Source organism: Anaerococcus sp. HMSC075B03 (assembly GCF_001815585.1).
In the GTDB taxonomy this organism is placed as follows: domain Bacteria; phylum Bacillota; class Clostridia; order Tissierellales; family Peptoniphilaceae; genus Anaerococcus; species Anaerococcus vaginalis.
This window is the reverse complement of the sequence record NZ_KV821178.1, coordinates 88,685-103,368: the sequence shown is the minus strand read 5'-3', so window position 1 is coordinate 103,368 and position 14,684 is coordinate 88,685. Positions and strand designations below refer to the sequence as shown.

Below are 14,684 nucleotides of genomic sequence, written 5' to 3'. Positions count from 1 at the left end.
TTTTTTTGAAATTTTTAATTTTTTTTATATTTTTTAAAAAAAGTGGTTTGAATTCCCAAAATAAAAATTTTCAATAAAAAAACAGCCGAAGCTGTTTAATTTTTTCTATATGGTTTTAAATTTATATTTTTATATTTGAAAAATAAATACAAGCCTACGATTAAATAAATAACGCTTGTAAGTTGTGCCATTCTTATTGGCCCTATCATTAGAGAATCTGTTCTAAGTCCTTCTACAAAAAATCTCAAAATTCCGTAAGCGATAAAATATATTGCTGTTTGAATTCCTTTTTTGGGATTTTTTTTCCTATAATTTATTAAAAATAAAAATATTAAAAAATCTCCAATTGATTCATACAAAAATGTAGGATGGACTTTTACTCCATCAACTATTATCGCCCATGGCAAATTTGTAGGTGTCCCGTGTGCTTCTCCATTTACAAAATTACCCCACCTTCCAATGGCTTGACCAAAAGCTAAAGATGGTGCCATTACATCTAAAATATCTATCAACGGAATTTCTTTTTTCTTGGCATAAAAATAAATACCAATTATTGCAAATAAAATTCCGCCGTGGATAGCAAGTCCTCCTGCTCTGAAATTTAAAATTTGAATTGGATTATTTTTGTACATATCCCATTCAAAAATTACATACCAAGCTCTTGCTCCAATAATTGCAAGTGGCAAAATCACAAAAAGTAAGTCGTAAATAAAATCTTCTTTAAATCCTCTTTTTACAAATTCTTTTTGGGCAAATTTTGCTCCAATTAAAACTCCGGTAATAATTAATATTGCATACCAATATATATCAATTCCAAAAAGAGAAAATGCTACTCTATCTATATTAAAATTTAACATATTATTCTTCTATATTATCTGGCACATTCCAATTTGTATAAACTTCTTGAACGTCATCGTTATCTTCAAGGGAATCGATTAATTTCATTATTTGTTTATTATTTGATTCTTGTGCATCAATCAAATTGTCTGCAATATACGAAATATCTGCCTTTGCAAGTTTATAATTTTCTTTTTTTATTCCATCAAGAACTGTTTGGAAGTCTTCAACGCTTGTTATTATTTGATAAACATCTCCTTCGTCTGTTACGTCTTCTGCTCCAAAATCAATAACTTCTAACATCAATTCATCAAAATCAATTTCATCTTTTTCGATTTCAATAAGTCCTTTTCTGTTAAACATAAACATAACTGAACCATCTGTTCCAAGATTTCCACCGTTTTTATCAAAAATGTGTCTAATATCTGGAGCTGTTCTATTTTTATTGTCTGTAAGACAATCTACAATTACAGCTACTCCATCTTTGGCATAGCCTTCGTAAATTATTCTTTCAAAATTTGCTCCGCTTGTGTCGCCGCTTGCTTTTTTTATTGCTCTTTCTATATTATCATTTGGCATATTTTCTGCTTTTGCCTTGTCGATTGCTGCTTTTAAAGCTGGATTATATTCTGGATTATCTCCACCTTCTCTTACTGCAACTGAAATATTTCTACCAAGTTTTGTAAAAATTTTTCCACGTCTTGCGTCTTCACTACCTTTTTTATTTTTAATTTTGCTCCACTTATTATGTCCTGACATATTTCCTCCTATTTTTAATCTTCGTATAACATTATTTCATCAATTTTTTCTATTTTTATATTCGATGATGTCATATCAATAAGTTTTTTTTCAAATTTTTCAAAATCTTCCTTTTTAATATATAAATTTATTCTAACATTTTCAAGAAAGTCCTTTTCTATAATAATATATTTTTCTTCATTTAGGAAGTTTTCTATTATTCCTAGTAAATTATAATCGAAAATTATTTTACTTTCTACAAAAATTTTTCGACAAGTAATATTTCCATCAAGGCAATCTGAAACTCCTCTTGTGTAGGCTCTTACTAGACCGCCCTTCCCAAGTTTTTTGCCACCAAAATACCTAGTTACAATTGCAACTACATTAAAAAGTTTTTCTTTTTCTAAAACCGAAAGCATGGGAAGACCTGCTGAGCCTTGTGGCTCTCCATCATCAGAATATCTTTTTATTTCTGGTTTTTCATTTATTATATATGCATGGCAATTGTGGTTGGCATCCTTGTATTTTTCTTTGATTTTTTCAATAAAAGAAATGGCATCTTTTTCGCTTTCCACATATTTCATATTAGTGATAAAAATTGATTTTTCTATTTCAAATTCATCTTTAATTTCGCCCTTGATGGTTTTATAATCTTCGCTAATTTTTCTCGATATATCTTTCATATTTATTGTAGTCTTTCTTTGAAATATCAAACTCTAATATTGATGAACTCTCATCATAATCTTTATTGTCAATGTCGTAATTTGTCATTATATAATCTAAAACTTTCCCATCTTCGTATGGTATTTTCATTTTTACTTTTATATAATCATCTTTTATAACATCAACAATTTTTTCTTTCAATTTTATAATATCATCTTGATTTTTTGCTGATATATAAATTTTTTCTTCTTTTCTCTTATATCCTAACAGAAGAGTATCATTTTCTATTTTGTCTATTTTATTAAAAACATAAAGAATTTTTTTATCTCCAACGTCAATATCTTCCAAAGCCTTATCTATTGTTTTCAATTGGGTTTCAATATCGTATGATGAATCAATTACAACTAAAAGCATATCTGAAAATTTTATTTCCTCAAGTGTTGTAAGAAAAGAATCATTTAATTCTTTTGACAAATTATCAATAAATCCTACTGTATCAGTTAAGGTAACCTTGGTATTTGAAAAATCTAATCTTCTTGTTGATGTATCCAAAGTTGCAAACAACAAATCATCAGAATATACATATTTTTCTTTACCAAAAATTTTTAGCATATTATTTAATATTGTAGATTTTCCTGCGTTGGTGTAGCCCAAAAGTGAAATATTTAAAATCTTATCTCTTGATTTTCTATTTACACTTTTTGTTTTTTCCAAATCTTTTAGTTTTTCTTCAAGACTTCTTATATCACGAACTATAGCTCTCTTATCAGTTTCAAGCATTGTTTCGCCTGGCCCTCTTGTTCCAATTCCACCTGATTGACGAGAAAGATAAGCAAACCATTTATTAATTCTTGGCAACTGATATTTTAATTGAGCAAGTTTAATTTTTAATTTTGCTTCTTTTGTATTTGCTCTTTGAGCAAAAATATCCAAAATTAAAGTTGTCCAATCAACGACGTGAAGTTTCATTTTCTCTTCAAGATTTCTAAGCTGAGATGCCGAAAGCTCCACATCAAAAACTACAGTGTTTACATCTAATTTTTTTGCTATATCTTCAATTTCAGAAACTTTTCCAGAACCTATGTAGTAGGCTGGATTTACTTTCGAAATAACTTGACTAATTTTTGCAACAGATTTTCCGCCTGCTGTGTTAATTAATGATTCAAGCTCAAATTCTTTATTTGGATTTTCATTTTTTTCAAAAACATTTACTTGTATAACTTCTTGCATAAACTTCCTTTCTATTAAGATTATACAATTTATTGAATCAAATTAAAGAATCTAAAAATAATCTCCAATATTTATTTGAATAAAATAGATTAAATTTTTAAAAAATGATAAAATAATAGTAAGTTTAAATTTATGATTAATTTGAAATAAAAAAATAAAGACTTTAAGCAAGGAGGTCAAAATGAATAAAAAAATTTCCTCTATAGTTTTAAAAGTTTTACTTATAGCGTTTTTTGCCTTAGGCATATTAGCAACTATATTTGCAGGATTAGTTGGTGGAGGAATAATTGAGGTTATGAAAAAATCTCCAAAGGTTAATCCCGATAATATAAAATATGAAATGAGTGAAAATTCAACTATAGTTGATAAAGATGGAAATGAAATTGATTCTATTAGGACTAGCGAAAATAGGGAAATTGTTGATTACGATAAAATTCCTGAAAATATGAAAAATGCTTTTGTAGCAGTTGAAGACAGAAGATTTTACAAACATGGTGGAATTGATCCAATGTCAATAATTGGTTCTGCTTTTCAAAATTTAAAAAGCGGATCAATAGTAAGAGGCGGATCAACTCTAACTCAACAGCTTGCAAGAAACACTTATCTTTCAAACGACCAAACTTATGAAAGAAAAATTAAGGAAATATTTCTTGCCCTAGAAATCGAAAAAAATTTAAACAAAGATGAAATACTCGAAGCTTATATGAATAGAGTTTTTCTAGGACAAAATGTTTATGGAGTTCAAGCTGCAGCTCAAACATATTTTTCAAAAGACGTAGGAGAATTAACACTTGCCGAATGTGCAGCTATCGCAGGAATCGTTCAATCCCCTACAGAATTTGCTTTATTTAAAACAATCCCAACATCTGAAGTTACAAACCAAAAAGTTTTAGGAGAATTTTCAATAGATGGGCAAAAATATTCAGCTATTTATAATCCAAAACCATTTGAAAGACAAAAAGATGTTCTTTTAAAAATGAAAGAAGAAGGATATATTTCTCAAAAAGAATATCAACAAGCTTTAAACGAAGATGTAGCTAGCAATATAAAGCCACCAAAAGACAAAAAACCATTAATGGCTTCTTATTTTAATACACTTTTAGAAAAACAAGTAGTAGAAAAACTACAAGAACTTTATGACATTGATGAAAAACAAGCTTATAACAAGTTGTATTATGGTGGTTTAAAAATTACAACTACTATAGATACAAAAATGCAAGAACAACTTGAAAATATTTATGATGATTTTTCAGAATATATAATGGGAAACACTCAAGGCTGGTATAATGCCCCATTACTTTCTCTACTATATGATAATTTTGGAAATATTATTAATGAACAAGGAGAAGTTTTATACTATGCAAAATCAAATGTGATTAATGATAACAATGATTTTACTTTATCAGCTGATGAAGCCTACTTTGATGAAAATGAAAATTTCATAATAAATTCAAACAAAGTTCGTCTAGACCAAACTAATATAATTTTGAAAAAATTTTATACATTAGATGACAAAAATTCAAATCTAAGAACTCATAAAACAGGCTTAATACAATTAATTTCAAATGAAAATGTCAAAAAAGGAAATGATGGCTCAATTATAATTACATCAAAATATTTAAAAGCACACAAAGATTTAATTACAAAAAACGAATCAGGATCTTATTCTCTTAATAAATCTTATTATGATATTGATCTTGAAGGAGTTATTCAACCACAATCATCTACTGTTGTAATTGACCATAAAAATGGAGAAGTAAAAGCTGTTGTTGGTGGACGTGATCAAAAAGGTCTTAAAACACTAAATAGAGCCATAGATCAGCCAAGACAACCTGGCTCCTCAATTAAACCTCTAGCTACCTATACCCCAGCTTTAGACAACGGATATAATTTGGCAACTGGGATTGATGATGTTCCATTTATGAGAAATGAACAAGGAGAAATTTGGCCAGAAAACGTATATAAATATTACAAAGGTATTGTAACTTTAAGAGATTCTTTGGTATATTCAATTAATACTAACGCAGTTAGAACCCTTAAAGATATAGGGATAGATAAATCAAAAGAATATCTCGAAAACTTTGGTTTAATAAAAAAAGATAAAAAAGATAATTTTATTACTAAGGAAGAAGATAGTGCTCATAACGATGAAAATTTAGCAGCGTTAGGACTTGGAGCAATGACAAGAGGTCTATCAGTTTTAGATATGACCGCAGCATACGCCGCTCTTGCAAATGGCGGAGAGTATATTGAACCTCTTACTTTTTCTAAAATTGAAGATAATAGAAATAAAGTAATTTTTGATTCAAATAAAGTTAATAAAAATAAAGTTACTAGTCCAGAAACCGCTTATCAAATAACATCTGCTTTACAATCTACTGGAGAAAGTTACCAGACTATCTACTTAGATGGTACAGATTATGCTACCAAAACTGGTACTAGTGATGATAGTGTTGATTTTTGGTGTGTAGGATATAGTCCTTATTATACAGTTGGAGTTTGGATGGGATCAGACGATCAAAATTTATCTTTAAATGGCTATTCATATAATAGAGCAGCTAGTATGTGGAATGTAGTTAATAGAAATCTTTTAGAGGAATATGAAACTGCAAAATTCGAAGAGCCAGAAGGAATAATCCATGCAAAAGTTGACACAATAAGTGGAAAACTTCCAACCTATGCATCTTATTCAGATCCTAGAGGCACTGTCAAAGATGAAATATTTACAAAAGATAATCTTCCAAAAGATGAAGATGATATGCACGTTTGGATCACAGTTGATAAAAGAAACAATTTGCTTGCAACAAATAAAACCCCTAAATCCTTACAAGCAACTAGAGCCTTTGTTGATAGAAAAAAATCTTATGATCCTAATAAATGGGATGGAATAATACCAGAAGATTGGAAATATAATATTCCTTATATGTATTCTCCTTTAGGAGCTGAAAAGCCAAAATCAGACGACAATTCTAATGAAAAGGATAAAAAAGATAAGGATGAAAAATCTAAAGATAATAAAGAAAATAAAAATAATAAAAACAATACAAATAATGGTCAATAATATAAAAATAATTTACATTAAAAAAAGAGCTTAAAGCTCTTTTTTTATGCAATAGATTGTAAAAATAAATCTTTTTTATTGTCATTGTCTATTATTACAATCTTTTTTTCTAATTTTAACTTATTTAATTTTTCTAGGATTTTATCTCTTTCGTTTTTATCAAAATTTAATAGCCAAGAAATATAATCTTTATTTAATTTTTCGGTCCTATCTAGGCTTGGATCGTCTTCATTATTTTTTTCTGTTAATGATCTTTTTACTGATCTTTTTAAATTTGTTACTGGTGGAAAATCTAAAAAAATAATCGTATCACTAGCTTTTAATCTTAAATCCAAAGTGTCTGGATAGTAGCCGTCAAAAATAAATGATTTTTTGTTTTCTATTATATTTTTTTGAATTTTTAAAAATTCATCATCGCTAATGTGGTCTTTATCGTTTATCCACCATATTTTATTTAAGTAAAAAACTTCTATATTAAGCTTTTCTCCTAGCTGTTTGGCAAGAGTTGATTTTCCAGAACCTCCTGATCCAATTATAGTTATTTTTTCCATAATTCCTCCATACCGATTGACTATACTTAAAAAATATTTCTTTGCAACAAGCTACAAAGCAATATCTATGTCGTATTTTGTTTGGTCTGGATAATAGTCTATTAATTTAAAATCATCTATTGTAAAATCTTTAAATTCTTTTATAGCTGGATTTATTTCAAGCTTTGGTTTGCTTTTTTCGTCAACTTTTATTTCTAATATTTTTTTAACGCTTGGTATGTGTTTTTTGTAAATGTGGTAATTTTGAATAAAGTGAACAAAATCTCCTGCTTTATATCCTGTAACTTGGGCAACCATTCTTAATAAAACGTAATATTGGAAAGCATTTATTCCTCCTGGTGCTGCTGCCGCCAAAAAATCTCCGCTTCTTTGTACCAAAGTAAGGTTTAAATATTCTCCGCTTACTGTCCACATTGTCAAAAATGCACATGGTATCAAAGTCATATCTGCCATATCGTCTACATCAATCAAATTCATAATTAATCTTCTGTTTAGAGGATTATTTTTTATTTGGTCAATTAAACGTTCGATTTGATTTGTCATCTGTCCTGTTTCTGGCGATTTGAATTTTTTATTTATTTGATAGCCATAGGCTGTTCCTAGATTGCCATCTTCATTTTTCCATGAATCCCAATAATTTACTTTGTATTTTTCTTTTAATAAATTTACATCATTTGACCTATCTTGATAAATCCACAAAATTTCTTTTATAGCTGATTTCCAAGCAATTTTTCTTAAACTTATTAGAGGCAATTCTCCTTTCTCATATCTTACGACTTGTTGGGGCAAATATTTTGTGTAAGCACTTTCTCCATCATCCCAAACAGGTCTTACCTCTTTGTTTAATTCTTCTTCGTCATAGCCTTTTTCTAAAATTTCTTTTGCGATTTTTATATATTTTTCATTTACATCCATAATTATATTATAGCAAACCCTCTTGACATTTGATAGCAATTTAAATTTTTTTTAAAATGTTTACAAAAAAAGACTGGCTAAACCAGTCTTAAAATTTTTAAAATTTATTTTTTCTTTGTTATTAAATTATAAATATAAATTAAAATTACAGAACCTAGGATTCCTGAAATTAAACTTCCTACAAATCCTGATACGCTTATATTTACCATTCCAAGTATCCAAGAACCGATTGCTCCTCCTATAACTCCTACTACTATATTTGCTATAGCTCCCATTTGAGCATCTGTTTTCATTATCATACTTGCAATCCATCCGCACAATGCGCCTATTATAATTGAACTAATCATATTTCTCTCCTTCATATATTTTTAAAATTTTGTAATTATCTTACATATTATTTATACCCAGCTTATTTAAAATCTATCATTTTTTTAAATTTTTCACATAATATAAACTAATTAATAGGATATATTAATTTTAACAATTTTAATAAGGTATAATAAAACAGAGGTGAAACAGATGAATGATATAAATATTTTAATTATTGAAGATGAACAAGGTATTTCAAAAATTATTAAATCTTATCTTGAAAAAGAAGGCTACAATGTCTTTCAAGCTTTTGATGGCAAGGAAGGTTTGGATTTTTTTGAAAATGAACAAATTGATTTGATCTTGCTTGATTTGATGATTCCAAAAATTTCTGGCGAAGATCTTATTAAAGAGATTAGAAACAAGTCTAATGTTCCTGTTATCATGGTTACTGCCAAGGTAAGTGAGGAAAATATTATAAATGGTTTAAAACTTGGCGCTGATGATTACGTTACTAAACCATTTTCTCCAAAGGAACTTATGCAAAGAATCAAAACTGTTCTTAGAAGAATTGAAAAATATAATATTCCAAGAGCTGACATTATAAAAACAATTGATGGCAGACTTGAAATGGATCTTGAATATAATAGATTTTTCAAAGATGGAGAAGAAATTTTCCTTACAAAAAATGAATTTCAAATAATTAAAACTCTATTTTCAAATCCTAATAAGATTTTTACTAGAGAAGAAATTATAGAAATCACTTTTGGTTTTGACTATGACGCCTACGACAGAGCTATTGATACTCACATTAAAAATATCAGACAAAAAATTGAAGATAATCCAAAAAAACCTGACTATATAAAAACAATTTATGGTATGGGTTATAAATCTGGTGGTGTCGATGACGTCTCTTCGAAATAAAATAATTAGAAACTTTGTTGGAGGAATTTTTGCCTGCATCTTAGTTTTTTCTATTGCAATTTCTTATTTATTAAGTATCTATACAAAAAATTTCCTTGCAACCACTGAGGATAATATGCCTTTGAATATTAAAAAGCAATTTGAAAGTCTTTTGACTGATAATGATGTTTATACTATGAAAGAAAGACTTGGCAAATATTCTAAGGCTTTAAATATTGATATTGAAATTTTAGATAAAAACAATGAGCCAGTAATGCGTTTTAAGGGAAGAAATGACAATGAAAATCCTCTTACCACTACAAAAAGTTACGATATTATAAATCCTAATCTCAATGATTATAGGGGCCAATTAATTATAACTTATGATACTGGAGAAATGGCAGCTAATGAACTTTTAAATAATTTTAGAAATTCAATCATAATTGCCATTGTCATCTCTCTTACTATTGGGATAATTATTGCCTTAGTGCTTTCTACAAATATAACTAATCCTATAAAGCAAATTTCTGATGCAACTTTAAAAATTAAAGATGGCGATTATGATATAAATTTAAAGGAAAGCAAAATTATTGAGCTTGAAAATTTACAAAATAATATAAGGTATCTTTCAAGGAATTTAAAAAATCAAAAATATGTAAGAAAGCAATACGCTCAAGATATTTCTCATGAACTTAGAACTCCAATTACAAATCTACAACTTTATATAGAAGCGATAAAAGATGGAGTTATTGATGTTGATGAGCAAACTCTTTCGTCTTTGTTAGAGGAAACTCAAAGACTTGAAGGGCTTGTTGTAAATTTAAATAAATCTTTCAATGATAATTCTGAATATTTAAAAATAAATAAAAAAGAATTCGACTTATCCCAACATATAAAACTTATTCTTGATACTATAAAGCCAAGACTTACAAAACTTGATATTTCTTTGATTGAAGAAATAAAAGATGGAGTTATGATTTATTCTGATAAGGATAAGATAAGCCAAATAATTCAAAATTTAATTTCAAATGCTATAAAAGCTATAAAAGAAGATGGCTTGATTAGAGTAAGCCTTTATGAAGATAAAAACAATATTTACATTGACATAAAGGATAATGGTGTTGGAATATCTGATGAAAAAAAAGAAGTTATTTTTGAGAGATTTTATAGAATTGATGATGCAAGAAACACAAAAACAAACGGACATGGTCTAGGTCTTTCTATTACAAAAAATTTCGTTGAAAGCCTTGGAGGAAAAATAAAATTAAAATCAAAACTAGGAAAAGGCTCAACTTTTTCAGTTATTTTCCCTAAATAATTTTTTATATTACAAAAAATTTTGTATATAAATTATTTTTTGATATATTAAATACAGGTGAATTATGAAAAGTAAAAATAATAAAAGAAATAAAAAAGATCAGTCCGCATCAAGACATACGAAAAAAAAAGTAAGAAAAAAAGATATAAAAATTAAATCAAAAAAAACAAATATTAATAAAAGATCAAAAAAAAGATTAAAGGCAAAAAAAAGAAAATATATGAGAAGAAGGCTTGCCCTTCTTCTTATCTTGATTTTTTTAATATTTTTTATTGTTAAAGCTATTTTTTCTTCAAAAAATAAATTCGAAACTTATAAATATCCAAAATTTAGAGATAATGTAATGAATTCTGTACAAAAAGAAATTTTTATTGGAAATACTGAAGAAAGAACCCTTACAAGTGCAGAAAAAATTGCAGATTTTAATAAACTTACTTATTATGTAAGCAGAAATTATGCTATTGATAAGGAAAACAAAGAAAATTTGAAATCTCTAATGAATCAAATCGACGCTTACAAAAAAAGAATTAAAAATTCAAAATCAGATCAAGAATTTTTTGATGCAATTCAATCATATCTTTCAATCCTTGATGATAATAGAACAAATGTAATTGATATTAAAACTTATAGAAGTATATTTGGATATTACAAAGAAAATAAAGATTCTCCTAGGGGAAAAATTTTAGGAGATGCTCAAGTTGTAAATAGGTACAAAAGACTTCTTGGAAGAAAAGATGATTTAGAAAAAATAGAAATTAAGGAAAATAAAAATATTTTAGAGATAAATATGCCAAGTTTTAATTCAAATGATTTGGAAAAAGACAAGGAAAATTTGAAAAAAATATTACAAAATAATCAAGAAATTAAAAATATTTTTATTAACTTATCAAACAACGAATCAATTGATGACAAATATGCAAACGAAATTCTTCCTTTGCTAATTCATAAAGATTATTCATACGAAAAAGTTATTTTTTATAGGGGAAATTTATTAAAGCAAAGTCTATCCTACATGAAAAATAACAAGGATAAAGTCAACACTTACTCCTCATTTATGAAAAATCAGGCTATAAAATTCCCTGAAAAATCACAAGGCATAAATAAAAATGATTTTATGTATTATGATCAAATAAAAACTGAAATCAAAAAAGATCCAGATTTGCCAGATAAAAAAATATATATATTGACAAATGATAATACAAAAAATGACGCCATTAGATTTGCAAATATTTTAAAAAATACTTCAGATGCTTATGTTGTAAAAAACGGATTTGAAGGAGATAAATCCAAAAGCGATATTATTTATCACATGAGAACTGAAATCATAAAATTAGATCATTCCGGAATTTTAGTTTCCATTGATTGCGCAAAAAGTTTAGATGAAGATGATAAATATTTAAAATATAGCCAAATTATAAATGCACAAAATCCTTACAAGCAAGTTTTATCTATGATAAAATAATAAAAACTTAATTTTTCCACCTGACTAGTAGGTGGTTTTTTTCTATCTTATGGACATTCAAATTATTTAAGCGTACGAAAAAATCCTAAAGGAAATTTCCTTTAGGATTTTTTGAATTTATTTTTAAAGATTATTTACGTATTGTTCTCCAATTTTTGCTGTATAAACTTCAATTGCAAGTCCAACAATTAAGAATAAAAATACTAAAACAGCTCCAGCTGATGCTTTATTTGTTGCAGATTCTGCCCCATCTTTTGCTTTTTCAACTGTTTTATCTACATCTTTTTTGGCCTTTTCTAAAGAATCTTTTGCATTTTCAATTTGTTTGCTAGCTTCTTTTGATGCCTTATCCATTCCATCATAAATATTATTTACAGCCTCTTCGCTTTCCTTTTTAGAAAGATCTGAATTTTTGTAAACTTCTTCTTGGATTGTTTTTTTATCAACAGAATCAGTAATATTTTTAGCCTTTTTCTCTAAAGATTTTGCTAAATCATCAATTATTTGATCAGAATTTTCTGGATTTGTTACAAGTTCTTTTCCAGCTTCTGCAATTTCGTCTTTTGATTCATCAAGTTGAGATTTTAAATATCCAGGTTGAAGTTCTTTAACATCAGTTTCTTTTAAAGCATCTTCTATATTTTTTTCAAGCTCTTTTATATCAACTTCAGAAATTGAATCTCCAACACTTGATAGAACATTTCCTGCTCCATCAGCTGCTGTGCTTGCTACGCTTCCTGCAACATTTCCTGCAGTATTTGCTACAGATTTTGCAGCAGAACTTGCAAGTCCAAAAGCAGATGATAAAATGCTAGTTACTAAACCAAATAATAACATTATTGATAAAGCCCAGCTCATAAATCCATGAAGTAAAGATTGTCCTTTTGAAAAAGCTCCAGAAATAAATCCAGAAATTGCAAAGGAAATTATCAAAATAATTATTGTAGCAATTCCTACACCAATTCCCATAGATTGAATTGGATTTTCATTATTTGGTGAAAAAATTCCAAGACCTAAAGCTCCAACAAGTAAACTTAATACTGTAAAAACAGCTGCAAATGAAATTGCACCAGCGATAATTGAACCCCAAGAAATACTATTATCTCTAGAATAATCATCATTGTATCTAGCTCTTCTGTGCTCCCTCATTTCGGAAGTTCTTTTCTTCCTATTATTTTCATTATAATTTTCAGTCATAATTCCTCCTTTAAAATTTTATAAAATATAAATAATTTATATATGAAGATTATACTGGAAATATTTTAAGAATCAATTTCAAATCTCATAATAATTAATTTTTCTAAAGGATTAGTAAATAAAATTAAAATTTTAGATTGTATTTTTGTAATTTTTATTTATTTATATATGAAAATTTAATATTTATTTTTATTTTTTATATTTATATAGGCTTTGAGCATCTTCAATTTCTCTTATCATATCTCTGCCCTTTAACATTTTTTTAATATTTTTCACATCCAAAATCAATACATCTGCTGCAATCAATTCGTTTTTTGATTCTTCTTGCAAAAAAGATGTATTTATTACAAGAACAGGTCTTACTCTTTCATTTTTTAATTTTTCAAAATTATCAGCAAGCTTTCTTGCAAATCCTTTATCAATATCTCTTTGAGATTTATAATTTCTAATCTCAATCGCGTATCTTCTTTCATTTTTCTTGGCATATAAATCAAATTTATTGCTTCTTTCAAAACCTTCTTGATAAGGCTCAACCCAATAAGAAGTATTTTTTAAGGCTTTTGAAATTAATTTTTGATTTGTCAAATCTTCATTTAACATTTTTAAGGCATTCAAAAGATTTTTTGGTTTTATTTTAAAAATTGCTGTAGTTTTTGCCTCATCTTTGCCAATTATTTTTTCATCAAAACCAACCATCAAATCTTCAACTATATTAAAAGAGCCGTGTGCTATTGCATTTCTAATATGTCTTAACAAGGATTCAGTTTTTGTTTCCCCATCAGATTGAGTTAAAATTAATTTTTGAGAATTTGTACAAATTCTTTTTTTATATTCAGATGCAATTTTTTCGTCAATTTCATTTGTAAACAAACAATCCTCATCTCTTAAATCCATATAAGTCATTATTTCTACGAAAGTATAATAATCATATTCCTTATTTGAAATCAATTCATTTGATTTTGATTGGATCGATGAAATATCTGGCACATACCACAACAAATACGCAAGAGCAGCCCACATATCGCTTGATAATTTTATGGGAATTTCCTTATGTATTAGTGAATACTCTCTAGGATTTTTACAATTGTCTTTTTCAAATTTTTCTGTCAATTCCATTTTTACTTCCTTTTTTTATTTTCATTATAATTTTACCCATTAGAAAATTAAAATAAGAAGAATATAAAAAACTCATATCAATAATATTTTATCAATATGAGTCTCTTTATATTTATGTCTTTGTATTTTTATTTGAAAAATTTATTTGTAATTTTTTCTTTAATTTTTTCTACACAAAATCCTAATTCTTCTTGGACTTCTTCTCCTTTACCAGAAATTCCAAACCTATCTATGCCGATATTTAATCCATCATCTCCGGTAAATTCGCTCCAGCCAAATGTTGATGCCATTTCTATTGAAACTTTTTTTACATTTTTTGGTAAAATTTCATTTTTGTATGAATCATCTTGCATCCTAAATAATTCCATTGATGGCATTGATACA

The 14,684-nt window shown here is 27.3% G+C and carries 13 protein-coding genes and 1 pseudogene; 4 read left to right on the top strand and 10 right to left on the bottom strand.

Features of this window, described 5'->3' with window-relative positions:
• Positions 1-95: 95 nt before the first annotated feature.
• From lgt to hflX, 4 genes are read right to left on the bottom strand one after another with little or no spacing between them, the layout of a single operon-like run.
• Entirely contained in the window at positions 96-857 is a 762-nt protein-coding gene (gene lgt, locus HMPREF3045_RS03600) for a prolipoprotein diacylglyceryl transferase (RefSeq protein WP_070737090.1), read from the bottom strand.
• Between the two features lies 1 nt (position 858).
• Positions 859-1,596 carry a YebC/PmpR family DNA-binding transcriptional regulator gene (locus HMPREF3045_RS03595; protein WP_070737089.1) on the bottom strand — a complete coding sequence of 246 codons (738 nt, stop codon included), beginning with the start codon at positions 1,594-1,596 and terminating at the stop codon, positions 859-861.
• A gap of 14 nt (positions 1,597-1,610) precedes the next feature.
• A complete protein-coding gene (locus HMPREF3045_RS03590; RefSeq protein WP_070737149.1) occupies positions 1,611-2,258 on the bottom strand; it encodes a YigZ family protein in 648 nt (215 codons plus the stop codon).
• Positions 2,233-3,468, bottom strand: a complete 1,236-nt coding sequence (gene hflX / locus HMPREF3045_RS03585) for a GTPase HflX (protein ID WP_070737088.1) — start codon at positions 3,466-3,468, stop codon at positions 2,233-2,235. Before hflX ends, HMPREF3045_RS03590 begins: the two co-directional genes overlap by 26 nt.
• A gap of 181 nt (positions 3,469-3,649) precedes the next feature.
• On the opposite strand from hflX, the gene HMPREF3045_RS03580 reads away from it, so the two are divergent.
• Complete coding sequence (locus HMPREF3045_RS03580) at positions 3,650-6,529, top strand: penicillin-binding protein 1A (protein ID WP_070737087.1); 2,880 nt, start codon at positions 3,650-3,652, stop codon at positions 6,527-6,529.
• Positions 6,530-6,573: 44 nt separating this feature from the next.
• Here the strand turns inward: HMPREF3045_RS03580 and HMPREF3045_RS03575 are convergent, their stop codons facing one another.
• The 3 genes from HMPREF3045_RS03575 to HMPREF3045_RS03565 all read right to left on the bottom strand — a co-directional run bounded on the left by HMPREF3045_RS03575 (position 6,574) and on the right by HMPREF3045_RS03565 (position 8,342).
• Positions 6,574-7,080, bottom strand: coding sequence for an AAA family ATPase (locus HMPREF3045_RS03575; RefSeq protein WP_070737086.1), 507 nt, complete (start codon positions 7,078-7,080; stop codon positions 6,574-6,576).
• A gap of 51 nt (positions 7,081-7,131) precedes the next feature.
• A complete protein-coding gene (gene thyA, locus HMPREF3045_RS03570; RefSeq protein WP_070737085.1) occupies positions 7,132-7,995 on the bottom strand; it encodes a thymidylate synthase in 864 nt (287 codons plus the stop codon).
• Between the two features lie 104 nt (positions 7,996-8,099).
• A complete protein-coding gene (locus tag HMPREF3045_RS03565) occupies positions 8,100-8,342 on the bottom strand; it encodes a GlsB/YeaQ/YmgE family stress response membrane protein (RefSeq protein ID WP_019117459.1) in 243 nt (80 codons plus the stop codon).
• A 172-nt stretch (positions 8,343-8,514) separates the two neighbouring features.
• Here HMPREF3045_RS03565 and HMPREF3045_RS03560 point away from each other — a divergent pair, with 172 nt between their 5' ends.
• From HMPREF3045_RS03560 to HMPREF3045_RS03550, 3 genes are all read left to right on the top strand, one after another.
• Positions 8,515-9,228 carry a response regulator transcription factor gene (locus tag HMPREF3045_RS03560; protein WP_070606030.1) on the top strand — a complete coding sequence of 238 codons (714 nt, stop codon included), beginning with the start codon at positions 8,515-8,517 and terminating at the stop codon, positions 9,226-9,228.
• A complete protein-coding gene (locus tag HMPREF3045_RS03555; protein ID WP_070737084.1) occupies positions 9,209-10,525 on the top strand; it encodes a sensor histidine kinase in 1,317 nt (438 codons plus the stop codon). Before HMPREF3045_RS03560 ends, HMPREF3045_RS03555 begins: the two co-directional genes overlap by 20 nt.
• 64 nt (positions 10,526-10,589) lie before the next feature.
• Positions 10,590-11,987, top strand: coding sequence for a hypothetical protein (locus tag HMPREF3045_RS03550; protein WP_070737083.1), 1,398 nt, complete (start codon positions 10,590-10,592; stop codon positions 11,985-11,987).
• A 123-nt stretch (positions 11,988-12,110) separates the two neighbouring features.
• Here the strand turns inward: HMPREF3045_RS03550 and HMPREF3045_RS03545 are convergent, their stop codons facing one another.
• The 3 genes and pseudogenes from HMPREF3045_RS03545 to HMPREF3045_RS03535 form a co-directional block, all read right to left on the bottom strand.
• Positions 12,111-13,184, bottom strand: coding sequence for a hypothetical protein (locus HMPREF3045_RS03545; protein ID WP_070737082.1), 1,074 nt, complete (start codon positions 13,182-13,184; stop codon positions 12,111-12,113).
• Between the two features lie 189 nt (positions 13,185-13,373).
• A complete protein-coding gene (locus tag HMPREF3045_RS03540; RefSeq protein WP_070737081.1) occupies positions 13,374-14,300 on the bottom strand; it encodes a hypothetical protein in 927 nt (308 codons plus the stop codon).
• A 128-nt stretch (positions 14,301-14,428) separates the two neighbouring features.
• Positions 14,429-14,684: pseudogene (locus HMPREF3045_RS03535) on the bottom strand (transketolase); the annotation flags it as partial.

Coding starts and splice junctions, on each gene's coding strand:
- lgt (WP_070737090.1), bottom strand. CDS start 857: ATGTTAAATTTTAATATAGATAGAGTAGCATTTTCTCTTTTTGGAATT.
- HMPREF3045_RS03595 (WP_070737089.1), bottom strand. CDS start 1,596: ATGTCAGGACATAATAAGTGGAGCAAAATTAAAAATAAAAAAGGTAGT.
- HMPREF3045_RS03590 (WP_070737149.1), bottom strand. CDS start 2,258: ATGAAAGATATATCGAGAAAAATTAGCGAAGATTATAAAACCATCAAG.
- hflX (WP_070737088.1), bottom strand. CDS start 3,468: ATGCAAGAAGTTATACAAGTAAATGTTTTTGAAAAAAATGAAAATCCA.
- HMPREF3045_RS03580 (WP_070737087.1), top strand. CDS start 3,650: ATGAATAAAAAAATTTCCTCTATAGTTTTAAAAGTTTTACTTATAGCG.
- HMPREF3045_RS03575 (WP_070737086.1), bottom strand. CDS start 7,080: ATGGAAAAAATAACTATAATTGGATCAGGAGGTTCTGGAAAATCAACT.
- thyA (WP_070737085.1), bottom strand. CDS start 7,995: ATGGATGTAAATGAAAAATATATAAAAATCGCAAAAGAAATTTTAGAA.
- HMPREF3045_RS03565 (WP_019117459.1), bottom strand. CDS start 8,342: ATGATTAGTTCAATTATAATAGGCGCATTGTGCGGATGGATTGCAAGT.
- HMPREF3045_RS03560 (WP_070606030.1), top strand. CDS start 8,515: ATGAATGATATAAATATTTTAATTATTGAAGATGAACAAGGTATTTCA.
- HMPREF3045_RS03555 (WP_070737084.1), top strand. CDS start 9,209: ATGACGTCTCTTCGAAATAAAATAATTAGAAACTTTGTTGGAGGAATT.
- HMPREF3045_RS03550 (WP_070737083.1), top strand. CDS start 10,590: ATGAAAAGTAAAAATAATAAAAGAAATAAAAAAGATCAGTCCGCATCA.
- HMPREF3045_RS03545 (WP_070737082.1), bottom strand. CDS start 13,184: ATGACTGAAAATTATAATGAAAATAATAGGAAGAAAAGAACTTCCGAA.
- HMPREF3045_RS03540 (WP_070737081.1), bottom strand. CDS start 14,300: ATGGAATTGACAGAAAAATTTGAAAAAGACAATTGTAAAAATCCTAGA.